At 58.7% G+C, this 22,859-nt stretch carries 20 protein-coding genes; 7 read left to right on the forward strand and 13 right to left on the reverse strand.

Annotated features, from left to right (window positions below; translation table 11 throughout):
- Positions 1-9 precede the first annotated feature (9 nt).
- The 3 genes from PW844_RS02240 to hutI form a co-directional block, all read right to left on the reverse strand.
- Positions 10-858, reverse strand: coding sequence for a transporter substrate-binding domain-containing protein (locus tag PW844_RS02240; RefSeq protein ID WP_084873625.1), 849 nt, complete (start codon positions 856-858; stop codon positions 10-12).
- A 349-nt stretch (positions 859-1,207) separates the two neighbouring features.
- The gene (hutG, locus tag PW844_RS02245; protein WP_299446562.1) at positions 1,208-1,999 is read right to left on the reverse strand and encodes an N-formylglutamate deformylase; all 792 of its coding nucleotides are present in this window, start codon (positions 1,997-1,999) and stop codon (positions 1,208-1,210) included.
- Entirely contained in the window at positions 1,996-3,213 is a 1,218-nt protein-coding gene (gene hutI, locus PW844_RS02250; RefSeq protein ID WP_299446565.1) for an imidazolonepropionase, read from the reverse strand. Before hutI ends, hutG begins: the two co-directional genes overlap by 4 nt.
- Positions 3,214-3,299: 86 nt before the next feature.
- Here hutI and PW844_RS02255 point away from each other — a divergent pair, with 86 nt between their 5' ends.
- Together PW844_RS02255 and PW844_RS02260 are read left to right on the forward strand one after the other, a co-directional pair.
- Complete coding sequence (locus PW844_RS02255) at positions 3,300-4,655, forward strand: formimidoylglutamate deiminase (RefSeq protein WP_299446568.1); 1,356 nt, start codon at positions 3,300-3,302, stop codon at positions 4,653-4,655.
- A complete protein-coding gene (locus PW844_RS02260) occupies positions 4,652-5,194 on the forward strand; it encodes a HutD family protein (protein WP_299446569.1) in 543 nt (180 codons plus the stop codon). The genes PW844_RS02255 and PW844_RS02260 overlap by 4 nt, the downstream gene beginning before the upstream one ends.
- Here the strand turns inward: PW844_RS02260 and hutC are convergent.
- Positions 5,178-5,933, reverse strand: coding sequence for a histidine utilization repressor (hutC, locus tag PW844_RS02265; RefSeq protein ID WP_208714432.1), 756 nt, complete (start codon positions 5,931-5,933; stop codon positions 5,178-5,180). The two genes, PW844_RS02260 and hutC, sit on opposite strands and share 17 nt — an antisense overlap.
- Before the next feature lie 317 nt (positions 5,934-6,250).
- On the opposite strand from hutC, the gene hutH reads away from it, so the two are divergent.
- Positions 6,251-7,804 carry a histidine ammonia-lyase gene (gene hutH / locus PW844_RS02270; RefSeq protein ID WP_299446574.1) on the forward strand — a complete coding sequence of 518 codons (1,554 nt, stop codon included), beginning with the start codon at positions 6,251-6,253 and terminating at the stop codon, positions 7,802-7,804.
- 15 nt (positions 7,805-7,819) lie between these two features.
- Entirely contained in the window at positions 7,820-9,505 is a 1,686-nt protein-coding gene (gene hutU, locus PW844_RS02275) for a urocanate hydratase (protein WP_299446809.1), read from the forward strand.
- Between the two features lie 87 nt (positions 9,506-9,592).
- On the opposite strand, the gene PW844_RS02280 is transcribed toward hutU, so the two are convergent.
- Positions 9,593-10,522: an Rpn family recombination-promoting nuclease/putative transposase gene (locus PW844_RS02280; RefSeq protein ID WP_299446577.1), complete on the reverse strand. Its 930-nt coding sequence runs from the start codon at positions 10,520-10,522 to the stop codon at positions 9,593-9,595.
- A 343-nt stretch (positions 10,523-10,865) separates the two neighbouring features.
- On the opposite strand from PW844_RS02280, the gene PW844_RS02285 reads away from it, so the two are divergent.
- Positions 10,866-12,023, forward strand: coding sequence for a M20 aminoacylase family protein (locus PW844_RS02285; protein ID WP_299446580.1), 1,158 nt, complete (start codon positions 10,866-10,868; stop codon positions 12,021-12,023).
- A 4-nt stretch (positions 12,024-12,027) separates the two neighbouring features.
- Here the strand turns inward: PW844_RS02285 and ybiB are convergent, their stop codons facing one another.
- Genes ybiB through PW844_RS02305 form a run of 4 tightly spaced genes read right to left on the reverse strand, consistent with a single transcriptional unit; the run spans position 12,028 to position 16,745 of the window.
- The gene (ybiB, locus tag PW844_RS02290) at positions 12,028-12,996 is read right to left on the reverse strand and encodes a DNA-binding protein YbiB (protein ID WP_299446583.1); all 969 of its coding nucleotides are present in this window, start codon (positions 12,994-12,996) and stop codon (positions 12,028-12,030) included.
- Positions 12,983-13,636: an FMN-binding negative transcriptional regulator gene (locus PW844_RS02295; RefSeq protein ID WP_299446586.1), complete on the reverse strand. Its 654-nt coding sequence runs from the start codon at positions 13,634-13,636 to the stop codon at positions 12,983-12,985. The genes ybiB and PW844_RS02295 overlap by 14 nt, the downstream gene beginning before the upstream one ends.
- 2 nt (positions 13,637-13,638) lie before the next feature.
- Complete coding sequence (gene dinG, locus PW844_RS02300; protein WP_299446589.1) at positions 13,639-15,792, reverse strand: ATP-dependent DNA helicase DinG; 2,154 nt, start codon at positions 15,790-15,792, stop codon at positions 13,639-13,641.
- A 56-nt stretch (positions 15,793-15,848) separates the two neighbouring features.
- On the reverse strand, positions 15,849-16,745 hold the full coding sequence (locus PW844_RS02305) for a LysR family transcriptional regulator (RefSeq protein ID WP_299446592.1): 897 nt from the start codon (positions 16,743-16,745) through the stop codon (positions 15,849-15,851).
- 124 nt (positions 16,746-16,869) lie between these two features.
- Here PW844_RS02305 and speB point away from each other — a divergent pair, with 124 nt between their 5' ends.
- Together speB and PW844_RS02315 are read left to right on the forward strand one after the other, a co-directional pair.
- Positions 16,870-17,829 carry an agmatinase gene (gene speB / locus PW844_RS02310; RefSeq protein WP_299446595.1) on the forward strand — a complete coding sequence of 320 codons (960 nt, stop codon included), beginning with the start codon at positions 16,870-16,872 and terminating at the stop codon, positions 17,827-17,829.
- Positions 17,826-18,911 carry an iron-containing alcohol dehydrogenase family protein gene (locus PW844_RS02315; protein WP_299446598.1) on the forward strand — a complete coding sequence of 362 codons (1,086 nt, stop codon included), beginning with the start codon at positions 17,826-17,828 and terminating at the stop codon, positions 18,909-18,911. The genes speB and PW844_RS02315 overlap by 4 nt, the downstream gene beginning before the upstream one ends.
- 33 nt (positions 18,912-18,944) lie before the next feature.
- Here the strand turns inward: PW844_RS02315 and PW844_RS02320 are convergent, their stop codons facing one another.
- Genes PW844_RS02320 through PW844_RS02335 form a run of 4 tightly spaced genes read right to left on the reverse strand, consistent with a single transcriptional unit; the run spans position 18,945 to position 22,850 of the window.
- Complete coding sequence (locus PW844_RS02320; protein WP_299446601.1) at positions 18,945-20,303, reverse strand: MmgE/PrpD family protein; 1,359 nt, start codon at positions 20,301-20,303, stop codon at positions 18,945-18,947.
- Positions 20,296-21,174, reverse strand: a complete 879-nt coding sequence (locus PW844_RS02325; RefSeq protein WP_299446604.1) for a polysaccharide deacetylase — start codon at positions 21,172-21,174, stop codon at positions 20,296-20,298. The genes PW844_RS02320 and PW844_RS02325 overlap by 8 nt, the downstream gene beginning before the upstream one ends.
- The gene (locus tag PW844_RS02330) at positions 21,167-22,012 is read right to left on the reverse strand and encodes a polysaccharide deacetylase (protein WP_299446607.1); all 846 of its coding nucleotides are present in this window, start codon (positions 22,010-22,012) and stop codon (positions 21,167-21,169) included. The genes PW844_RS02325 and PW844_RS02330 overlap by 8 nt, the downstream gene beginning before the upstream one ends.
- A gap of 13 nt (positions 22,013-22,025) precedes the next feature.
- Positions 22,026-22,850 (reverse strand): ABC transporter substrate-binding protein, encoded by an 825-nt coding sequence (locus PW844_RS02335; protein ID WP_299446610.1) that lies wholly within the window; start codon positions 22,848-22,850, stop codon positions 22,026-22,028.
- Between the last annotated feature and the right edge of the window lie 9 nt (positions 22,851-22,859).

The raw sequence follows: 22,859 nt of genomic DNA on the forward strand, positions 1-22,859 counted from the left end.
TGACCTCACTTACGGGGTTACGTCAGTTTTAAACCACTTCTCACTCAGGGTTTTCACCGTGCCGTCAGCCAGCGCAGCCTGAATGGCGGCGTCGAGTTTGGCTTTCAGATCACTATCGGCCATGCGCACGCCCAGCGCTTCCCCTTCACCCCAGATCGGGCCGCCAAGCTGCGGGCCACTGAAGGTCAGGTTGCTGTTCTCTTTCCGCGCCAGCATCGATTGCGCGAAGGTGACGTCATCAAACACCGCATCGATACGACCGGCCTGCAAATCGAGGATCGCATCGGCAGAGGTGGTGTACTCACGCACATCGGCGACATCTTTGAAGTATTTATCGATAAACGGGGTATAGACGGTGCCGGAGGCGATGCCGATGGTTTTACCTTTCAGCGCGGCCTTCAGCTGCGCAATCGCCGGTTCGATCTCTTTGGCATCATCGTGCAGCTTGATGATCTTGCTATCCGGCGGCAGCAGCGAATCTTTCACGGTGATAAAGGTGGCAGGGGTGGATGCATACGGCGTGGTGAAGCTGACCACTTTTTTGCGATCCGGGGTGATGACGATGGCATCCATGATCACATCATATTTGCCGGCATTCAGTCCGGCGATCATCCCATCCCAGTTCTGCACCACCAGCTTGCACTGAATGCCCATGCGTTTGCACAGATCGGCCATCAGCTCAGGTTCAAAACCGCCCAGTTTGCCGCCCGGCAGGGTCAGGTTCCAGGGTTCATAACTGCCTTCGGTGGCAATGGTGATCGATTTCCATTCTTTAGCCTGGGCAGTCACACCGCAAAGCAACAGGCTGGAAAACAGGGTCGTGAGGCAAAAACGGCGTACTGTGGTGCGGTGCGTCATGCGGCTTCTCCTGGTCGATAATCGTTGTGTGCTGTCTCGGCGATTTTTCGCAGATGACATTTCATGTATATACAAGTTAGCCTGCGCCAGATCATTGTCGGCTTGAGTTTTTTGTGAGCCAGACAGAATAAATCATTAAAATTGCCACGCGGTCTGTACTTGTACATACAACCTAGCAAAGGCTGTGCCAGCTCGAGGTGACGGGGAGAATCAGGGGGATACAAGGGAAGCGGTGCCGGATTGCACCAGAAGGTGGCAGCGAACGCACCAGGTTGTAGCGGCGCAGTTTATTGCGCAGGGTTTACCCGCACCCTGCACCGAATGGCGCGATAAATCGCGCCGTTACGGGTCACTGCGGTTTACCCTGCTGCAAATACGCCTGGAGCAGTGGTTTCAGCACCTGCTGCAACTGCGCAGCACGTTCCTGCTGCCACGCGAATGGCGGCGTTTCGTCCATGTAATTAATCTGTGCCAACTCCAGCTGTACCGCCTGTACGCCCTGTTGTGGCTGACCATAGGCGCGAGTGATATAGCCGCCCTTAAAGCGCCCGTTAATCACCCAGCTGTAATCATCCTGCGCTTCACAGACCGCCTGAATCGCCGCCGTCACCGCTGGCGTGCAGCTGCCGCCGTCGTTGGTGCCGATATTCAAATCCGGTAGCTGGCCCTCAAACAGACGCGGGATTACCGAAGCGATGGAGTGCGCATCAAACAGCAGTGCATAACCATGCTGCGCTTTCAGACGCGCCAGTTCCTGCTGAAGCTGCTGATGGTAAGGGTGCCAGATGTGATCCAGATAGCCCTGACGCTGCTCTGCCGTCGGCGTTTTGTCGGGTGCGAAGGTCGGCGTGCCATCAAACAACGTTTCCGGGTACAGCCCGGTGGTGGCGGTGGTGTACAACGGCTGGTTGTCCGGCGGACGGTTGAGGTCGATAACAAAACGTGAGTAATGCCCGATCAGCACGCTGGCCCCCAAATCGCGTACAAAATCATACAGTAACGGAATATGCCAGTCAGTGTCCGGCAGACCACGGGCCGCATCGCTTAATCCGGCATCGACTTCTGGTGTCAGTTGCGTTCCGGCGTGCGGAATGCTGACCAGTAACGGCAGCGTCCCCTGGGTAAAATGAAACGGTGTCATTGCGCTTCTCCACGATAGATAACCTGGCACGGCAACTCGCCGCCCAGCCAGTAAACCAGTTCCGCCGGACGTGCCAGCGGCCAGTGCACAAAATTTGCCACTTTACCCGGCTCCAGCGAGCCGTGTGTATGCTGTAAACCCAGGGCCTGTGCACCCCATAAGGTCACACCCGCCAGCGCCTCTTCCGGTGTCATGCCAAACAACGTGCAACCCATATTCAGCATCAGACGCAGCGACAGCGCCGGTGACGTGCCCGGATTGGCATCACTGGCAAGCGCCATCGGCACGCCGTACTGGCGGAACAACGCCACCGGCGGCCGCTGGGTTTCACGCAGCAGATAAAACGCCCCCGGCAGCAGGACCGCAACGGTGCCATGCTGTGCCATCGCCTGTGCATCGCTTTCGGTGGCGTATTCCAGATGGTCAGCCGACAGCGCGCCATAACTGGCCGCCAGCGCTGCGCCACCCAGCGAGGAAAGCTGCTCGGCATGCAGTTTGATCGGCATGCCCAGCGCTTTGGCTTTATCAAACACCTGGCTCACCTGCTCCGGAGAGAACGCCAGATGTTCACAGAACGCATCCACCGCATCCGCCAGACCGGCGGCATGCACCTGCGGCAGCAGACGCTCACAGATGATATCCACCCAGCCCTGCGGGTTGTCTTTAAACTCAGGCGGGAAACTATGCGCTGCCAGACAGGTTGCCACTACATCAGCAGGCACGTTTTGTGCCAGTTCGCGGATGGCACGCAGCATGGTCAGCTCGCTGGCTTCATCCAGCCCATAGCCGGATTTGATCTCTACCGTCGTCACCCCTTCCGCCAACAGACGATCCAGCCGCCAGCGTGCCGACGCCACCAGTTCTTCCTGCGTGGCCGCGCGGGTAGCGCGTACTGTGGAAAGAATGCCACCGCCCTGCGCAGCGATTTCGGCATAGCTGACACCGTTCAGACGCTGCTCAAATTCCGCGCTGCGATCGCCGCCAAAGACCAGATGGGTATGGCAATCCACCAGCCCCGGGGTGATGATGCCGCCATCGAAATGATGCTGCTCACGCGCGTGAAATTCCGGCAGTTCACTGCGTGGCCCCACCCACACCAGCTGGCCCTGATCGACTGCCAGCGCGCCGTCGGCAATCAGGTTGTAACGGCCTTCGCGCATGGTCACGATATCCGCGCCCAGCCACAGGCTGTCGATCTGCTTCACTTCTGCCATCCCCAAATCCCCTTACCTTTCGCGATTTACACTGCTCATCAAAGTATGTATATGTATATACAACCAACCGCCGCTAAGGATCAACCATGGCAACTTTTTTTGCCCCACGGGCACTGCTGGCCGATGGCTGGCATGACCAGGTGCTGATAACTATCAACTCTGCCGGGGTGATAACCGCGTTAACCCCCAACAGCGAACCTGGCGAAGCGATTCGTCTGGCAGGATCGGTGATCCCGGCGATTGCCAACCTGCATTCCCATGCGTTTCAACGTGCCATGGCCGGACTGGCCGAAGTGGCGGGTGATCCCCAGGACAGTTTCTGGACCTGGCGCGATCTGATGTACCGCATGGTGCAGCGCCTCTCACCGCAGCAGGTGGGTGATATCGCCGCAATGTTGTATATCGGGATGCTGAAAGGCGGCTATACCCAGGTGGCGGAGTTCCACTATCTGCATCATGACCCCCAGGGCAAGGCCTATCCGCACGATGACATGCTGCAACAGCTGATGGCAGCGGCGGACACCGCCGGGATCGGCCAGACGCTGCTGCCGGTGCTGTACAGTTACAGTGGCTTCGGCTCGCAACCCGCCAGTGACGGTCAGCGCCGTTTTATCCAGCAGACCGAAGCTTACCTGCAACAACAGCAGCGACTGAACCACTGGGTGGCCGACAAACCGCTGTTCAATCACGGCCTTTGCTTCCACTCGCTGCGCGCGGTGAATGAGGCACAGATGCGTGAGGTGCTGGCGGCCAGCCCGGACCATTTGCCGGTGCATATTCATGTGGCCGAACAGGAGAAAGAGGTCAACGATAGCCTGGCATGGAGCGGCGAGCGCCCGGTGGCCTGGCTGATGAATCGTTTTGATGTTGATGCCCGCTGGTGCCTGATCCACGCGACCCACCTTGATGAAGACGAAATTGCCCGTCTCGCAACCAGTGGTGCCGTGGCCGGATTGTGTCCAACCACCGAGGCTAATCTCGGCGACGGCATCTTCCCGGCAGTGGAATATATCGCCCGTGGTGGACGCTGGGGCATCGGTTCCGACAGCCATGTCTCCCTGAGCACGCTGGAAGAGCTGCGCTGGCTGGAGTACGGCCAGCGTCTGCGCGATCGCCGTCGCAATCGCATCACCACCGCTGATCAACCCTCCGTCGGTGACCTGCTGTGGCAACAAGCAGCCCAGGGTGGCGCGCAGGCCTGTGGTATCCAGAGCGGCGAACTGGCCGTGGGTAAACGCGCTGACTGGCTGGTATTGCAGGAGGATGCCTGGTTAAGCAGCGTGGACAGCGCATCGTTGCTCAATCGCTGGCTATTTGCCGGTCAGCGTGAACAAATTCGCGATGTTTACGTCGCCGGTCAGGCAGTGATCGAGCAAGGGCAGCATCCGGCAGAAGAAGCCTGTGCGGCACGCTTCGCTGCTGCTATGAGGGCGCTGCGATGAGAACCCGTTTCGACTACGACGCTTTACCCGTCAGCCGCTGGCGTAACGGTGGCGGCGAAACCCGTGAAATCGTCAGTTATCCGCCGGGGGCGGCGGATTTCGCCTGGCGCGCCAGTATCGCCACCATCGCCGCTGACGGCCCCTTTTCCCCCTTCCCCGGTATCGACCGGGTGATCACCCTGCTGCATGGCGATAGCGTGCTGTTGCGCCACGCGCAGGGCGAACAGCAGCTGCAACCGCATCAGCCCTGGCCGTTTCCGGGCGAATGGGCGATCGATGCAAAAATTGGCGACAGCGCCTGTCAGGATTTCAACATCATGACACGACGCGACAGCTGGCAGGCGCAGGTCGCGGTGCATAAACAGCCGATCGGCAGCGAACATGGCGTCGCCTGGGTGCTGGCGGGCAGCTGGCAAACGGCGGGAGGTGAGGTCTTCACGGTAAATCAGGGGATGTGGTGGCTGGATGAGGTGACGCAGCTGGCACCGCGCTCTGCCGATGCCAGCCTGTTGTTTACCACGCTTAGCCGTGTCCTCTGAAGCGGCCCAGCAACTTGTAGCGTGAGCCGGGATAGAGCAGGCGCGCATAGGTCACGATTTTGTTGTCGCTCCACGTCTGGCGACGGATCAGCAGACAGGGTTCGTGCTCATCCAGCGCCAGATGCTTACGCTGGCGCAGGTCCGGCAGCACCGCTTCGACAATATGCTCACCGGCGGTTAACGGCGCAACCCGCATCAGATAGGTGTAAGGCGTCAGCTGATGGTAATCCTGGCTAAGGTAATCCGGTGCCACCAGCGGGTTTACCAGACGATCTTCCAGCTGCACCGGCAAATCATTCTCGTAATGCACGATCAGCGAATGGAACAGCATCTGCCCGGTGGATAACCCCAGCACCGCCGCCTGCTCCGGGTCCGCCTTCATCTGCCCGAGGGAGAGAATTTTACAGCTGTGGCGATGACCACGCTGGGCGATTTCATCCGCAATGTTGTGCACTTCCAGCATCGCGGTGTAGCCCTTCATCTCAGCGACAAAGGTGCCGACACCCTGCATACGCACCAGAAAGCCTTCGCTGGTCAGTTCACGCAGCGCACGGTTGATGGTCATGCGGCTGACGCCGAGTTCATTCACCAGTTCGCTTTCCGAGGGTACACGTTGATTGGCCTTCCAGTGACCTTCACGGATCTGGCTGATAATCGCCTGTTTCACGCGCTGATAAATCGGCGCAGGCTCATCACCCATGGCCGCGGCCAGTTGTGCTATTGCCGTCTGCTCAACCATATCCTGTTCCTTTTCCTGATAGTGCCCAAAGTTTACTGTCTCAACGCGTAAATGTATATACATCCCGCTGTGCAACAGTCCCGCTTCCTGTGCAGCATTTGCCTTATTACAGTGCAATGCCAGCGGCGATCCGAAGGCCAGGAGGCTCTGCCGCGCCCTGCAAAGAATGTGATCAATCTGGCACAGTGCTTGCTACTTGTATAGACAAGAATAGACACTTATGCTTCACTCGCATTATTCATGGCATCTCCCGCAGCACTTCCACATGCCAGCATCATCCGGGATTGCCGTTTTACTTGTATAGACAGGAGTAGACTATGTCAGGTTCGGTTCAGAATATTCGCCTCGTTCCCGGTGAAGTGGACCTCGCCACACTGCGCGCGATTTACCAGGGTGGCGTCGCATTGACGCTGGCTGATGAGGCACGTGCCGCCATCGATCGTGCCAGCGCAACTGTTGATGCCATCGTCGCCTCAGGCAACGTGGTGTACGGCATCAATACCGGCTTTGGCAAACTGGCGCAGACGCAGATTCCGGCTGGCCGCCTCGCCGAACTGCAACGTAACCTGGTGCTGTCGCACAGCGTCGGTCTCGGTGAGTTGCTGCCTGATAACGTCACTCGCCTGGTGGTCGCCACCAAAATCATCAGCCTGGCGCGTGGCCATTCCGGGATTCGTATTTCCCTGATCGAAGCGCTGCTGGCGCTGTTCAATGCCGGTGTGATGCCATGCATTCCTGAAAAAGGTTCAGTTGGCGCATCCGGCGACCTCGCCCCGCTGGCGCATCTCTCGCTGATGCTACTGGGTGAAGGCAATGTCCGTGTTGATGGTGCATTGATCCCCGCCACTGAGGGCCTGGCACGCGTTGGTCTGACACCGTTTGTATTGGGTCCGAAGGAAGGTCTGGCGCTGCTGAACGGCACCCAGGTTTCTACCGCGCTGGCGCTGCGGGGCCTGTTCGAAGGGGAAAACCTGTTCGCTGCCGGACTGATGGCCGGTGCGCTGTCGCTGGAAGCCATCAAAGGCTCGATCAAACCCTTTGACGCCCGTATCCACCTGGCGCGCGGTCAGCAGGGGCAAATCGCGGTAGCAGCTGCGGTCAGCTCGCTGCTGGAAGGCAGTGAGATCCTCAGCTCACACGCCAACTGTGGCCGGGTGCAGGACCCCTACTCCATCCGCTGTGTACCGCAGGTGATGGGTGCCTGTCTTGATAACCTCAGCCACGCCGCCCGCGTATTGCAGATTGAGGCCAACGCCGCCTCGGACAACCCGCTGGTGTTTAGCGACACGGGCGACGTAATTTCCGGTGGTAATTTCCACGCCGAACCGGTGGCGTTTGCCGCCGATATCATCGCCCTGGCCGTGGCCGAAGTTGGCGCGATTTCCGAACGTCGTCTGGCACTGCTGCTGGATACCGGACTCTCCGGCCTGCCGCCTTTCCTGGTACGTGACGGAGGCGTCAACTCCGGCTTTATGATCGCGCAGGTCACCGCCGCAGCACTGGCCTCAGAAAACAAATCGCTGGCGCATCCGGGCAGCGTCGATAGCCTGCCGACGTCCGCCAACCAGGAAGACCATGTATCGATGGCGACCTACGCTGCGCGCCGTCTAGGCAGTATGTGTTTCAATACCGCCGCCGTGGTGGGTATTGAAGCCATGGCCGCTGCCCAGGGGATCGAATTCCACCGTCCTCTGCAAAGTTCCACCACTATCGAGCAGGAGATGAGCCGCATTCGCGCTCAGGTCGCCTTCCTCGATCAGGATCGTTTACTGGCACCGGATATCGACACCATGCGCCAGTGGGCCAGCAGCAATGCCTGGCCGGAAGCCCTTTCTGCGCTGCTGCCGAGCATGCGCACCACCCAATGTTGAATAAAGGAACTGATGATGAGCGAAACTCTGACCCAGGCAGTTGCCCGTGAAATCCGTGCTCCGCACGGTTCTGAACTCCACTGCGCCAACTGGTTGATTGAAGCGGCTTACCGCATGATCCAGAACAACCTCGATCCCGACGTGGCTGAACGCCCGGAAGATCTGGTGGTGTACGGTGGCATCGGTAAAGCGGCACGTAACTGGGAATGCTTCGAGCAGATTCTGCGTTCACTGCGCGCCCTGCAACCGGAAGAAACGTTACTGATCCAGTCAGGTAAACCGGTTGGTGTATTCCGTACCCATGCTGACGCGCCCCGCGTGCTGCTGGCGAACTCCAACCTGGTGCCACATTGGGCCACCTGGGATCATTTCCATGAGCTGGATAAAGCGGGCCTGATGATGTACGGCCAGATGACCGCCGGTTCCTGGATCTACATCGGCGCTCAGGGCATTGTGCAGGGCACGTTCGAAACCTTCGTGGAAGCCGGTCGTCAGCATTACGATAACGATCTAAGCGGACGCTGGATCCTCACCGCTGGTCTGGGCGGCATGGGCGGCGCACAACCGCTGGCAGGCGTGCTGGCCGGTGCCTGCGTACTGGCGATTGAGTGCCAGGAATCGCGTATCGATTTCCGTCTGCGCACCCGTTATGTCGATCACAAAGCCTATACCCTCGATGAAGCGTTACAGCTGATCGACGAAGCCACCAAAGCGAAGAAAGCCATTTCTGTCGGCCTGCTGGGCAATGCAGCGGAAATTCTGCCAGAGCTGGTGAAGCGCGCCAAAGCGGGCGGCATGAAGCCGGATATCGTCACTGACCAGACTTCAGCCCACGATCCGGTGAACGGTTATCTGCCGATTGGCTGGGATCTCGATCGCTGGCAGGCTGAGAAAGTCAGCAATCCGAAAGCGGTAGAAAAAGCGGCGCGCGCGTCAATGGCGACCCACGTTCAGGCGATGCTCGATTTCTGCCATATGGGTATTCCGACGGTGGATTACGGCAACAACATCCGTCAGGTGGCGCTGGATGAAGGCATAACGAATGCTTTTGATTTCCCGGGCTTTGTTCCGGCTTATATCCGTCCGCTGTTCTGCGAAGGTAAAGGTCCGTTCCGCTGGGTGGCGCTGTCAGGCGATCCGGAAGATATCTATAAAACCGATGCCAAACTGAAAGAATTGTTCCCGGAGCACAAGAACCTGCATCGCTGGCTGGATATGGCGCAGGAGCGTATTGCATTCCAGGGATTACCGGCGCGTATCTGCTGGCTGGGTCTGGGCGAGCGTCATAAAGCCGCGCTGGCATTCAACGAGATGGTACGCAACGGCGAGCTGAAAGCCCCGATTGTCATTGGTCGTGATCATCTCGACTGTGGCTCAGTAGCCTCACCGAACCGTGAAACCGAAGCGATGAAAGATGGTTCGGATGCGGTGTCTGACTGGCCGCTGCTCAACGCCCTGCTGAACACCGCAGGCGGCGCGACCTGGGTGAGCCTGCATCACGGCGGTGGCGTGGGCATGGGCTTCTCGCAGCATGCCGGAGTGGTGATCGTCTGTGACGGCAGCGCCGAAGCGGATGTGCGTCTGGCACGCGTATTGTGGAACGATCCGGCCACCGGGGTGATGCGTCATGCTGATGCCGGTTACGAGCAGGCACAGGCTTGTGCGAAAGAGCACGGACTGAATCTGCCGATGCTGAAATAACCTGTATGGCGGGCGTCAGGCCCGCCATTTCCCTGACCGAGATTGCGTAATTTATCGCTTAGCCAGACCCGCTAAAATTGGCGTGACTCAGGAATTGAGCTGTTGTAAATCGCCTTCGCTCAGACCGGTGAATTTCATGATGGTTTTAACATCTATGTTATCCCGCAGCATACGCTGCGCCACCTGTAATTTAGCCTCCTGAATCCCCTGCTGAAGACCTTCCTGACGCCCTTCCTGACGTCCTTCCTGACGTCCTTGCAGATGAGATTCCTGCCGCCACTGCTGTTCAATCGTCATAATCTGTTCCTTAAGTTGTGGTCTGGCTTGCATCAGTATCTCAACAACCTTATCCCGATCATCAGTATCTCCATGTCGCAGCAGATAGAAGATGACGTCGATGGAAAGATTATCATTGTAATCCACCGACAGTAACGTGGCTATCGGGTCTATGTTTTCCAGTAGATCGCGCAGGCGTATGGCTTTGTGTGCCATTTCCATGCGCGCGATATCACGATGCGCCATGATCTCCTCGTCCGGGATCACCGTGACATCGACGAGCGGAAAAGGATGACAGTAGATCTGCTTTGCCAGCGCCGGAGCACGGAATGAATCAAGCCAGTTCATTGAGTAAGGATAGGGACTGATTTTTCCCTGATAGAACAATACAGGTACCACAATCGGTATTTCTTTATGACCCTCGTCGAGGTGACGCTGCATGGCAGCAATGGTATAGCGCATCATGCGTAAAGTCATATGCCTATCAGGCGTGCTTTGGTGTTCAATCAGGGTATAGATGTACCCTTCGCCGCAGTCCGTCCTCATTGAAAACAACACGTCGGAATAAAATGCGCTGAGGTCCCGTTCAATAAAGGAGGTCGGCACCAGTTGCAACGTATCCAGATCACAGTGCTGGCGTATTGTTGACGGCAAGTGAATGTCCAGAAACTGCCTGGCGAGAGGGGGCTGGCTCATAAATTTTTTGAATAGGGCATCATGTGGCGTTGCGGTGGCGCGCATTAAGCTTACCTGCCATGGGATGAGAGTGCCCGAACGTTACCACAGAGGCTATCCATCTGATATATAAGGAAAGAAAACATCAGAAAACATTAAGAAATTCATGATATTTTGATAAAACAATCAGATTTCGCCGTGCATTGCTGCCTGCAACGAAGGTCTTCACCCCCAGGAATACAATTTGTCTTACAATGGATAAACCTCTTTATTCCATTTAGCTATACGCTATAGCCAAATTCTCCCGTTCTGCGATAGACGCCACCCCGCGCTTGCCACTACAGTGATAACTCAATTTCCTGCGGTATCGGTTTACGGAGGTACTGCTGCTGATGGAGAATTCTGCCTTATGACCCTGCCTGCCGCCCTGCTCGACAACGCCCTGCGCTGGCGTCGTCAGCTACACCAACATCCGGAACTGGGTTACCAGGAACAACGCACCAGCGAAATGGTGGCGCAGGTCCTCAGCGATGCCGGTTTGCAGGTGTTTCGCGGCCTGGCAGGCACCGGGGTGATTGGCACGCTGGAGAACGGTCCGGGGCCGGTGATTGGTCTGCGCGCCGATATGGATGCGCTGCCGATTACCGAAAAAGGCAACCCAGTGTGGAAATCCAGCCAGCCCGGCGTGATGCACGCCTGCGGACACGATGGTCACACCGCAGTGCTGCTGGCGGCTGCCTGTCTGCTGGCCGCCACGCGTCAGTTCAGCGGCACGGTGCATTTTATCTTCCAGCCCGCCGAAGAAAATCTGGGCGGCGCGCGCAAAATGGTGGAAGAAGGCCTGTTCCAGCGTTTCCCAATGGATGCGGTCTATGCCATGCATAACTGGCCCGGTTTGCCGGTCGGCTCACTGGCGGTCAATGCCGGGGCAATGATGGCCTCGCTCGATTCGTTTGAAATCACCCTCAACGGCAAAAGCTGCCATGCGGCGATGCCGGAAAGTGGTGCGGATCCGATGGTGGTGGCGGCTGAACTGATTCTGGCGCTGCAAACCATTCCGTCACGTCGCTTATCGCCTCTCGCGTCGGCGGTGGTGAGCGTCACGCAAATCCACGGCGGCGAAGCGATTAACGTCATCCCGGAGCAGATCGTGTTACGCGGCACGGTGCGCTGCCTGCAAACTGACGTGCGCGATCGGGTACGTGGGTTGATTGAGGATTTTGTCACGACGCTACCGCGCCCGTTCGGCGTCAGCGGCGAGATTCACTGGTATCCGGGCTATCCGGTCACCGCCAATCATGCTGAACAGGCAGATCTGGTGCGCCAGGCCGCCGTCCAGTTACTGGGTGAACAGCAGGTACACTGGCAGGTCAATCCGTCGATGGCCTCGGAAGACTTCGCCTGTATGCTGGAAGCCTGTCCGGGGGCTTATTTCTGGCTGGGTGCCGATGGTGCTACGCCTTCCGCACCGCTGCATAACGCCGGTTACGACTTCAATGATGAGCTGCTGCCGATTGGCATCACCTTCTGGCAGCAGTTAGTGGAAAGCACGCTGGCGAAAGCCTGATCCCTCAGAGCCCAGCCTGGCTGAGACGCGTTTCGGCCGCTGCCAGGCTGGCACTTTCCCCGCTCGCCACCAGGCAACAGGCCAGTTGCAAGCGCAACGCCTGCGGCACCGCACGTTCCCCTGCCAGCACTGCACGAATCCAGCCCGCTGTATCACTGGCGCTTTTTGACGCAGGAAGCTCGACTTCACACTCGGGCTGGCGATCAATCCACACCTCAGACTCACCACCTGCGCCCTGAATATAGTTAATCGCCGGGCAGCGCTGCGGACTGGCGTACACCTCGCCCTCAGTGCCATTAAGCAAAATCGCCGGGGCATCAATATCCTGAAAGAATTTACCCACCCGCGCGACGTATTCGGGATGAGAGACGCTGGCAAGGCGCAGCGCCGCACGTTCGGCAAAGGGTGTCGCCAGTTTTGCCAGCGTGTGGGCGCTATTCCGCACCCCCATACGCCAGCGCAGCGACAGTTGTTTCGCCATCGGCGGGCACAAATTATCGATGGTGATAAACGCCAGGACGCCGCTGTCTAGCGCGGCCTGCGCCTGCTGCGCGCTGGTGACCGGTTGGATCCCCAGCGCCGCCAGCACTTCTTCGCTGGTGACGCGCGTCGGGTCGTCACTGACGCCGTGCATCAGCACCGGAAAGCCGAGTTTTACCAGCAACAGTGCCAGCAGCGGTGTCAGGTTGCCCTGACGGCGTGCGCCGTTGTAGCTGGGGATTACCATCGGCATCGGACGCCCGACCGGGGGTTGCAAACGCATCATTTGCTGCTGCATCGCCTGATAGAAGCCGAGCATCTCCGCTTCCCCTTCCCCTTTGATGCGCAACGCAATCAGCACACCACCCAGTTCCAGGTCCGGCACGTCACCCGCCAGTATGGCGCTGTACAGCGCCACGGCGGTGTCGAAATCGATATCACGCGCGTGATTTTTACCACGCCCGATCTCTTTGATGATTTTATTCAGTTCCATCAGGAGTTTCCGCTTCCAGTGTGCGCCGCATCTCGGCGGCCAAAGAGGTGTTCTGCTGTTGCTGCAAACCGTCTGCCACCTGCTGGCGATCCGTCAGGCTGCGGTTTTGATTGAGTTTCCACTTACCTTCGCGTTGGGTCACGCGAATCTCGATACCCACAATAGCTTTGATCATGCTGTCGATATACGGCGCTGGCGCATCGTTGACCGCCCACGGCTGCGGCATACCCTGCTCCTGCTGTGCGGTCAGTCGCCCGACCTGTTCCCGCAGCCAGTCAGCATTATCGTGGCGCGTCAGCGCGCCACGGCAGTGCAGCGTCAGGTAGTTCCAGGTCGGCACCGCTTTGCCGCTGCGCGCTTTTTCTTCATACCAGGCCGGGGTGATGTAACCCTGCTCCCCCTGGAATACCACCAGCACGGGGGCGTCCTGTTCCAGCGCCTTCAGGTGGGGATTAGCCCGCGACAGATGCCCCTGCAACACCCATTCGCCCTGCGCATCAACCTGCAATAAAAACGGTAACGGGGTGGCGAGCGGGCCGGCTTCGCCATTGGAAATCAGCAATCCCAGCGGATGGCGCAACACCAGTTGACGTTGCGCTTCGGCATCCGGCTGGTTAAACGCCCGGGGCGTGTACAACATGCTCAACTCCTTCTGCTGGCACGCCGTTTGCGCGGCGTGGCCGGTTCAGTGGTGGCCTCGGGCATTGGCGGTTGTTCAATCGGGAACACCGGTAATGCCGCCAGCAGGCGGCTGCCATACGGCTTGCTGATTAAGCGTCGATCATAAATGACGATCTCACCGAAGCATTGATGGCTGCGAATCAGACGCCCTACCTGCTGGATCAGGGTAAAGGAGGCACTGGGTAAACTTTGCACCTCAAATGGGTAGCGTCTGAGGCTCTTCAGCCACTCCCCTTCAGTCAAAATTACCGGACTGTCCACCGGGGGAAAAGCAATTTTGTGGATATGCACCTGCGACAGCAAATCCCCTTTCAAATCCAGCCCTTCGGCAAAGGATTGCAGCCCCACCAGGATGCTGGTTTTACCCTGTTCGACGCGCTGACGATGTAGCTCCACCAGCCGGTAACGCGGCTGATCGCCCTGCACCAGCATCGACAAACGCAGGTCGGTGACATGGGTGAGAAACTGCTGCATGGCACGCCCGCTGGCAAACAGCACCAGCACCCCTTTGTGTTTTTCCTGCGCCATTTGCGCGCGGAAGAAACGTGCCATCTCGGCGATATGCTCCGTCTCACTGTTCATCAGCGGTTCATAACGCATCTGCGGGATCACCAGCTTGCCCTGATCGACATGCTGGAAAGGCGAGTCGAGCGCCACGAAGCGGTCGCCGGCTTTTTCATTCAGCCCCGACATCTCCTGCAAGCGGTTAAAGCTGTTGAGCGAACGCAGCGTAGCGGACGTCACCACCACATGGGGGACTTTGCGCCACAGCAATTTTTCCAGCTGATCGCTGACGCGAATGCCCGCGCAGTGAAACAGCAAATGTGCCTGACCATCGCGCAGTTCGCGCGTTATCCATTTGGATACCGGGGCGTTGGAGGCTTTTTCCAGCGCTGCCAGCCGCCATAATTTACTGATGGATTCGAACCAGCCAAAGTGGCGATTAAGTTGCAAAATCGCTTTATGCAGCCGCATGATATCGGCCTTGCCGGTCTGATCGCCAAGCTCATTCAGCAAGCCTTCCGCCAGGCCTCGCAGCGCGTCGCTGAGTTTGAACAGCCGCGCGCACATCGTCAGCAACTCTTCCGGCAGCTCCCCCAAAACAAAGCGGAATTCGCCCGGCAGGTTTTCGGCAGGCAGCAGCGGATTGAGTGCATCGCACAGTATCTGCAACAGTTCACGCATCTCGTCGCAGTGGCCTTTCAGCCGTTCGGGATTGGTGAGCGGAGGCGGTGATTTCGGACGGAACTGCGCCATGATGGTTTCCACCAGCCGCACAAACAGATCGAGTTGCAGACTGCTCCAGCCAGGGGTGATCTCGGCACTCATCTCCAGTGCGTCGCGCGCCACTTCCGGCAGATGATGGCCTTCATCCAGCACCAGCATCAGGTGTTTGGCGGGAGGTAGCACCGATTCGTTCTCCATCGCCGCCATCACCAGCGCATGGTTAGCCACCACCACATCCGCCTGTTCAATCTCGCGCCGCGCCACAAAGAACGGGCATTCACGATACCAGCGGCAGTGATGCCCCAGGCAATTGGCTTTGTCGGTGGAAAGGCGCTGCCACAGGCTGTCATTGATGGCGACATCGGTGTGGTCGCGCAGCCCATCCCACTGGTAGCGGCTGAGCTGCTTTTCCAGCCCGGCGCATAATTTCTGTTCCTCTTTGGAACCAGTCACCGTCTCATCATCGAGATACAGCAGCAGATCGCCCTGCTGATCTTCGCTCGCCGCCAGTGCCGCGAGGTTGCGCGGGCAAACATAGCGTCCGCGCCCAAAGGCAGCGGTAAAGGTGAGGTCGGGAATGATTTTCTTCAGCAACGGCAGGTCCTTGCTGAAGATTTGATCCTGTAACGCCACGTTGGCGGTACTGATCACCAGCCGCTTCTCTTCCGCGCGGCTGACGGCAATGCCGGGGATCAGATACGACAGGGTTTTCCCCACGCCGGTGGGGGCTTCGATCGCCAGATGGCGGCCTTCATCACCGGCAAGGCTTTTCGCCACTTCGGCGATCATCTGCCGTTGCGGCGCGCGTGGGATAAAGTCAGGAACCTGCTGTTGCAGCGCCTTATACCATTGCGCAATCTGGCTTTTTATCGCTGCTGTCAGGGCCATTATCGTTACTGTTTCCGGGAAAATGGCCTGTATTTTTACACAGTATCGCCACAGCGTCAGCTTTCGCTGCTATTTTTTCGCGCTGGATTCAGGATTTCGCGCATCGCGCGGATCAGCGTTTCACGGGCGCGTCCCCGCCGGAAGGCAAAGGAAAACGGCGCGCGGAACTGAAAATGTTGCGGCAACAGACGACACAGCACCCCCTGCTGTTCCCAGCTGCGCGCGTAATGTTCTGGCAGATATCCAATAAAGCGTCCGCTGAGGATCAACGTCAACTGCGCTTCGATACTCTCCACCGAGGCGTTGCTCTGGCGAAAGCCCCGTTTGTTGAGCTCCTGCTGATTCCAGTAGCCGCGGGTGACCATCCCGGTTTGTTGCACAGTGCGCATATCAGGCGCACCCTGCGCCAGCGGATGCTGCGGGCTGCAATACAGCCAATGCTGCTCCTCATACAGCGGGATGGTGACCAGATTGCTGGCGCGCAGCGGAAAGTGTCCAATCGCCAGGTCGAGTCGATCCTCCAGCAGTTGCTGCTGTAATTCGTTCGGGTCGCGCACGCTGAGGTTAAAAAACACCGCCGGAAAACGCTGATTAAAACGCGCAATGGCGGCAGGCAAATCCAGCGTGCCGTCGGTGACGGTCGCGTCTACCACCCCCAGCGAGAAGGTGCCGCCCTGTGCGCTTTTCAGCGTCTCCACCTGTTCCTGCCAGCCCGCCAGCGTCGCCAACATCTGCTGACTGTAGCGATAAAACTGTTCCCCTTTGCTGGTGAGGCTAAACCCGCCGCGCCCACGCTGGCACAGGATAAACCCGAGCTGGGTTTCCAGCTCACTCATATAGGCGCTGATGGCGGGTGTGGTCATGTTCAGCGCCTGCTGAGCGCGTGAATAGCCCTGATTTTCCACCACGCTAGCAAACACCTGTAGCAGTTTGAGATTGGGTAAAGGTTGCACCGTTTTCCTTCAGAGATTGCTGGCTAAAGTTAAGTAATCTCTGAAGTGATTATCTGCTGTCAAGGATTTTTCCCGCAGGCGAGGCGGGTAATGATGTCAGTCTATTCAGTTTAAGGAGCCGGTAATGACCCAATTTCCCCAACCGCAGGGCGGCAATGAGATGCCGCGTTTCGCCGGACGTGGCACCATGATGCGTTTACCGGCTGCCGAGTCCCCCGCCGATCTGGATGTTGCCTTTGTCGGCATCCCGCTGGATATCGGCACTTCGCAGCGCAGCGGCACCCGTTACGGACCACGAGCGATTCGCGCCGATTCAGTGATGATTCGCCCCTACAACATGGCGACCGGTGCCGCACCGTTCGATTCCCTGCGCGTGGGCGATCTTGGTGATGTGCCGATCAACACTTACAGCCTGCTGAAATCGGTAGATATTATCGAGGATTACTACAGCGAGCTGAATCGCTGGCCACTGATCCCGCTGACCCTCGGTGGCGATCATACCCTCACGCTGCCGATTTTGCGGGCACTGGCGAAGAAACATGGCCCGATGGGGTTGATCCATGTCGATGCCCATACCGATACCAACGACGACATGTTTGGCGAGAAGATCGCGCATGGCACCACCTTCCGCCGTGCAGTAGAAGAAGGTTTGCTGGATTGTCAGCGCGTGGTACAGGTAGGACAGCGCGCGCAGGGGTATGCCGCCGATGATTTTCAGTGGGGCGTCGATCAGGGTTTCCATCTGATCCCCGCCGAGCAGTGCTGGCACCGATCGCTGACGCCGTTAATGGCCGAGGTGCGCCAGCGTATCGGCAGCGGGCCGGTCTATCTTTCCTACGATATCGACAGCTTCGATCCCGCCTGGGCACCTGGCACCGGAACCCCGGAAGTGGGTGGCCTGACCTCCATGCAGGGGCTGGAGATCGTGCGCGGCTGTCGTGGGTTAAATCTGGTGGGAGGCGATTTGGTGGAAGTGTCACCGCCCTATGATCACAGTGGCATGACCTCACAGCTGGCGGCCAATATCCTTTATGAGATGCTGTGCGTGTTGCCTGGCGTCCGTTATACAGAGAAGAAGCAATGACACAAATGAATCTGGTGTTTCCGGCGCGCGTACTGCGTGGTGCGGGCGTAATCAATCAACTGGGTGAGGTATGCGCCAGTCTTGGTAAACGCGCGTTGTTGATCGGTGGTCATCAGGCGCTGCATACGGTAGAAAGCCAGGTCCGCGCCCAATTGCTGGCGGCCGAAGTGACGCTGCTGGCGCAGGAGTGGTTTGGTGGAGAGACCTCAATCAACCATATCAACCGGCTGGCAGCGCTGGCGACCGAGTTGCAGGCGGATGTGATTATCGGGGTTGGCGGTGGTAAATCTCTGGATACCTGCAAAGCGGTTGCTGCACAGCTGGGCCTGCCTATCGTCACCATTCCAACTATCGCCGCCACCTGTTCAGCGGTGACGCCGCTGAGTATCCGTTACGACGATAATGGCAACTTCTTTGACATTTACCCGCTGCCGCAGGCTCCGGCAGCAGTGGTGATCGACAGTGCCCTGCTGGCAAAAGCGCCGCCGCGCTGGCTGGCTGCCGGGCTGGGCGATACCCTGGCGAAATGGTATGAGTTCCGCGCCGTCAGCACGCGTCACCCGGCACGGGAAGGCAATGCCCTGTCGTCACTGGCGCACAGCAAGATTTGTTATGACGTGATTGCTGAACATGGCCCGGCTGCCTATGCCGCCGTGCTGCGCAGCGAGAGCAGCGCCTCACTGGATCAGGTGCTGGATGCGATCTTCACCTGGGCGGGGTTAACCTCGCTGATGAGCAACGGTGCACATGCCGCAGCCTCCCATGCAATCTATGAAGGTTTTACCTTCTGCGATAAAACCCGCGAGTTTGGCCATGGTCTGCTGGTTGGCTTTGGTAACCTGTGTCTGCTGGCGCTGGAGCATCGCAGTGATGAAGAAGTGCTGGAAGAGATGCGTCTGGCACGCGATTGCGGCGTACCGCTGCGGTTGTCTGAAATTGCCGAACTGGATGCGGCCGAACTGGCGCTGATTGTGCGCGAATCGGTTCATGCGCCGGATATGGAGAATATGGCAGAGGCGGTTACCGAAGCACGTTTGCTGGCGGCAATCGCACGGGTTGAGGCGCTGGCCGGGCGGGTATAAAAAAAAGGTCGCCAGCAATGGCGACCCTACAACCTATGACGAGCGGGTCGCTAATAACGCCGTCATCTCACTCACATCAATGATCTCATCCAGCCCCAGACACAACGTCTCCAACAGTACCACCTGTTCAGCCGGCAGCACACGCACGGCCAGGCTGCGGTACTTCGCGACCAGTGCTTCCAGGCTCAGCGGATTGGCAGGTGCACCGGACGGCACTGGCACATGTTGCTGCCATTGCGCCCCCTGCACCGTCTCCAGCCGTACCCAGGGTTCGGCATCCCGGCTCTGTTCAGGATCGATCACCAGTTCGATGCGCGCCATCAGCGCTTCGGCATCCGGATGCCGGCGTTTCGCATCATCATAACTGTCCAGATCCGCTGCGCCATACAGCGCCCGTGCGGTCAGCGCATAAGGCAAACTCATCTGCGCGGCAGCGAGGCTGGCAACGTCACGGGTGCCGCACATTTCCAGCAGGAACGGATTCAGTCCCACCACAATGCGGGCGATATCCGCCGTCGCCACCGCCTGCTGTTGCAGCATGATGCCAAGCGCATCAACCGCCGCATGAGTACCACGACAGGCAGCATAAGGTTTAATCGAACAGCGAGCCAGTTTCCACACCACGCCAAGATCGGCGACCAGCGCCTCTGGCTGCTGCGTCTCAGCCGCCAGGGTTTGCAGGAAACCACCCCAGCGCGCTTCAAATACCGCCGAAGGACCGCTGATACCGCGTTGCGCCAGCAATGCCGCCTGCACGCCGCCTTCTGCCGCCCGCGCCGCATGCAGTTTCTTGGTGTGGGAACCGTCGTGAATAAAGCCCCACAACCCGCCGCTGAAACTGGCCGCGATACCCAGTGCCGACGCACACTGCGCCGGGCTAAGTTGCAACAACGCGCACACCGCCGCCGCCGCGCCGAATACTCCGCAGCTGGCTGTCGAGTGCCAGCCCGCGCCGTTATGTGCTGAATAGCCGCCACAGGCTTCCAGTACGCGGCGGCCAATGTCATAGCCGATGACCATTGCGGTGAGTAGCGCTTTGCCACTCACCGGCGTTGCTGCCAGCGGTAGCACCGCCAACAGCGCCGGGATCACCACCGCACCGGAGTGATCGCAACCGCCGGTATCATCCAGCTCATACATATGCGCCGCCACACCGTTCAGCCACGCCGCCTGACGCGCGTTGACCTGCCCGGCACTACCCCACACCTGTGCCTGCGCGTATCCACCCTCTTCCTTTACCAGTGCCAGACACTCACGCCAGATCGGACTGTCGCTGCCAGCCAGTGCCGCACCGAGCGTATCCAGAAAGTGACGTCTGGCCTGATCCACCAGCGCCTCCGGCAGTTGCTCGAAGCGGGTATCGGCGATAAAACTCGCCAGCTGATTAAGCATTGATCTCTCCGGTAACACGGGTGAACACCTCTGCCGGATGATCCGGCCCATTGTCCGGCTGGCTTTGCCAGTGCGCGGCCACCTGTTGCGCGGTGGCGATCCAGACGTTGTGTTGTTGCAGCGTTTCCAGCAGCGTTCGCAGCAAGCCGATACGTCCGGCGGTGCCGATGATTTCCGGGTGCAGCCGCAGCAGGTAGCACAGACCAAAGCGATGAAAACCGTGGAAATCCTGCGTCAGGTTGGCCAGGGTTTCAGCATAAGGGGCGATACGGGATTGCCCCGGCGGAATGGCCGGGCTGAGGTTAAAGGCAAAATAAGGTTCATCTTCCAGCGTGTAGTGCATCGGCAGTTCCACCAGCCGGGTGCCGGGGTGGAAATACGGCAGATCGTCACCGCGCCAGCTCGATGACCAGCGGATGCCCAGTTCGATCAACGCCTGTGCCAGCCCGGGTTTCCATTGCCCCGCCGGGGTGCGAAAGCCGGTAACCGGCTGGCCGGTTACCGGCGCCAGTTTGTCGCAGCCGCGCGTAACGCTGGCGATCTGCTGTTCCAGCGTCAGGCTGGAGAAATCTTCATGGCGATCGCCGCTACAGGCAATTTCATGGCCGTCGGCGACCATACGTTGCACCAGCTCCGGCTGCTCTTCCGCGACTATCGCCGGTAAGCACCAGCTGGCTTTCAGCTGTTTTTCCGCCAGCAAATTCAGCAGACGATCGACCCCGCGCAGCGTGCCATAGCGCCACACCGACAGGGTTTTATCCCTTCCGGCCACCGCCGGTGCCTGGGTGAGAATGCCGTGAATATCGTTAAAATCGATGGTGAGGATCGCCGCCGACTGGAATCCCAGCGGCCAGCGGGAAGATTCAGTCATGTTGCTGCTCCTGCAAATACCACTGCGCCACCGCATCACAGCGCGCAAACCACACATCATCACGCGCCATCATATGTTCAAACAGCTGCTCCAGCAGCAGCAGACGTCCCGGCTGGCCGGAGATTTTTGGATGGAACAAGGTGGTCAGGCAAAGCCCCTCATCCATCGCCCCATCAAATTCCCGCTGCCAGTTATCACGCGTATGGGCATAGCTGCTGATACGGTCGCCACCTTTCGGGAAGTCAGGCTGGCGCGTATAGGCCAGCGAAGCGTAATCATCCATCTCCCATTTGCCCGGGATCTCCACCAGTGGCGTGTGCCCTGCCACCGCAATGCTGTAGGGACGATCGTCGCCACGCATACTGCTGGAGTAAATCACTCCGGCTTCACGCAGGATCTGCGGGGTTTCCGCATGCCAGTCGCCTGATGGCGTGCGGAAGCCACAGGCGGTGATGCCGAGATATTGTTTAAAAATCGCGGCCGATTGCGCCATCACCGCCCGTTGCTCCTCGGGGGAAATCGCCCAGAAGGATTCGTGGCGGTAACCGTGATAGGCCACTTCATGGCCCTGCTCAACAATCGCCTGACACTGCTGCGGCCACTGCTCCACCACCCACGCGGGAACAAAAAAGGTGGCGGGCAGTTGAAACGCCCGCAGCATATCGAGCAAACGCCCGAGCGCACGGTACGGACCGTAAGCGCCAAAAGTAAAATACTCTGGCGTGGACCACAGGCTGCCATTTAACATGGCATCGCCGGTGGGACCGTCAAGGTCAAATGCCAGCGCCATACAGCCGCGCTTCCCCTGCGGCCAGCGCACTGCGCCCGGTTGTTGCATCGAAGGCCTCCTGTTAGCCCTGGTTCACCGTGGCCTGTGCCACGCCATTGTCGTTCAGACCCCATTTGCTGAGGATCTTCTGGTAGCTGCCATCGGCGATCATCGCATCCAGCGCAGCCTGTACCGCTTTGGTCAGATCCCCGGCATCTTTGCCGATCGCCATGCCGGTGTACTGGAAGGAGAAGGCTTTATCGAGTGGCTTAAAGGTGCCTTTTTCCAGGTTCATGATGTACGGCAGGGTTTCGCTGCCCTGCACCGCGCCATCCAGACGACGCTGACGCAGCTGGGTACGCGCATCCGCCGTCCCTTCTGCACCCACCACGATGATGGCAGGCTTACCAGCGGCTTCGCAGTGCGCCTTGCTCCAGTTGGCGATCTCCTGCGGAAAGGTAGTCCGACGGCTGGTCCCGACGCGTTTGCCGCACAGATCCATTGCGCTGTTGATGTCGTTACGCGCGGATAAGGTGTAGAACTGTGGGCCGGTTTTGAAGTAATCGATAAAGTTGACCACTTTCTGGCGTTCTTTGGTGTCGGTCATGCCGGACATCACCATATCAACACGTTTGGTGACGACCGCATTGACCATCTGTTCAAAGGCAATTTCCTGCCAGTTGACCTTCACGCCCAGCTTCTGCCCAATCGCCATACCGAGGTCGTAATCGACGCCGGTCAGCTGGTTGCTGGCCGGATCTTTGAAGTCCATTGGCGGGTAGTTCGGCATAATCGCCACGGTCAAACCTTTCTCTTTAATTGCCGCTGGTACGGCGATGTCGGCAGCCCAGGCCGTCGATTGCAGCAACAGCGCGGCGCTGATGGCGCTCAGTAACAACTTTTTCATTTATTTCAC

This window comes from Pantoea sp. (assembly GCF_028283705.1).
In the GTDB taxonomy this organism is placed as follows: domain Bacteria; phylum Pseudomonadota; class Gammaproteobacteria; order Enterobacterales; family Enterobacteriaceae; genus Pantoea.

Excerpts from the sequence above, each read along its gene's own strand:
- PW844_RS02260 (WP_299446569.1), top strand. The coding sequence starts at position 4,652 with ATGAGAACCCGTTTCGACTACGACGCTTTACCCGTCAGCCGCTGGCGT.
- hutU (WP_299446809.1), top strand. The coding sequence starts at position 7,820 with ATGAGCGAAACTCTGACCCAGGCAGTTGCCCGTGAAATCCGTGCTCCG.
- PW844_RS02280 (WP_299446577.1), bottom strand. The coding sequence starts at position 10,522 with ATGCGCGCCACCGCAACGCCACATGATGCCCTATTCAAAAAATTTATG.
- dinG (WP_299446589.1), bottom strand. The coding sequence starts at position 15,792 with ATGGCCCTGACAGCAGCGATAAAAAGCCAGATTGCGCAATGGTATAAG.
- ybiB (WP_299446583.1), bottom strand. The coding sequence starts at position 12,996 with ATGGAACTGAATAAAATCATCAAAGAGATCGGGCGTGGTAAAAATCAC.
- PW844_RS02320 (WP_299446601.1), bottom strand. The coding sequence starts at position 20,303 with ATGCTTAATCAGCTGGCGAGTTTTATCGCCGATACCCGCTTCGAGCAA.
- PW844_RS02240 (WP_084873625.1), bottom strand. The coding sequence starts at position 858 with ATGACGCACCGCACCACAGTACGCCGTTTTTGCCTCACGACCCTGTTT.
- speB (WP_299446595.1), top strand. The coding sequence starts at position 16,870 with ATGACCCAATTTCCCCAACCGCAGGGCGGCAATGAGATGCCGCGTTTC.
- PW844_RS02325 (WP_299446604.1), bottom strand. The coding sequence starts at position 21,174 with ATGACTGAATCTTCCCGCTGGCCGCTGGGATTCCAGTCGGCGGCGATC.
- PW844_RS02335 (WP_299446610.1), bottom strand. The coding sequence starts at position 22,850 with ATGAAAAAGTTGTTACTGAGCGCCATCAGCGCCGCGCTGTTGCTGCAA.
- hutG (WP_299446562.1), bottom strand. The coding sequence starts at position 1,999 with ATGACACCGTTTCATTTTACCCAGGGGACGCTGCCGTTACTGGTCAGC.
- PW844_RS02285 (WP_299446580.1), top strand. The coding sequence starts at position 10,866 with ATGACCCTGCCTGCCGCCCTGCTCGACAACGCCCTGCGCTGGCGTCGT.
- hutI (WP_299446565.1), bottom strand. The coding sequence starts at position 3,213 with ATGGCAGAAGTGAAGCAGATCGACAGCCTGTGGCTGGGCGCGGATATC.
- PW844_RS02295 (WP_299446586.1), bottom strand. The coding sequence starts at position 13,636 with ATGTTGTACACGCCCCGGGCGTTTAACCAGCCGGATGCCGAAGCGCAA.
- hutC (WP_208714432.1), bottom strand. The coding sequence starts at position 5,933 with ATGGTTGAGCAGACGGCAATAGCACAACTGGCCGCGGCCATGGGTGAT.
- hutH (WP_299446574.1), top strand. The coding sequence starts at position 6,251 with ATGTCAGGTTCGGTTCAGAATATTCGCCTCGTTCCCGGTGAAGTGGAC.
- PW844_RS02255 (WP_299446568.1), top strand. The coding sequence starts at position 3,300 with ATGGCAACTTTTTTTGCCCCACGGGCACTGCTGGCCGATGGCTGGCAT.
- PW844_RS02330 (WP_299446607.1), bottom strand. The coding sequence starts at position 22,012 with ATGCAACAACCGGGCGCAGTGCGCTGGCCGCAGGGGAAGCGCGGCTGT.
- PW844_RS02315 (WP_299446598.1), top strand. The coding sequence starts at position 17,826 with ATGACACAAATGAATCTGGTGTTTCCGGCGCGCGTACTGCGTGGTGCG.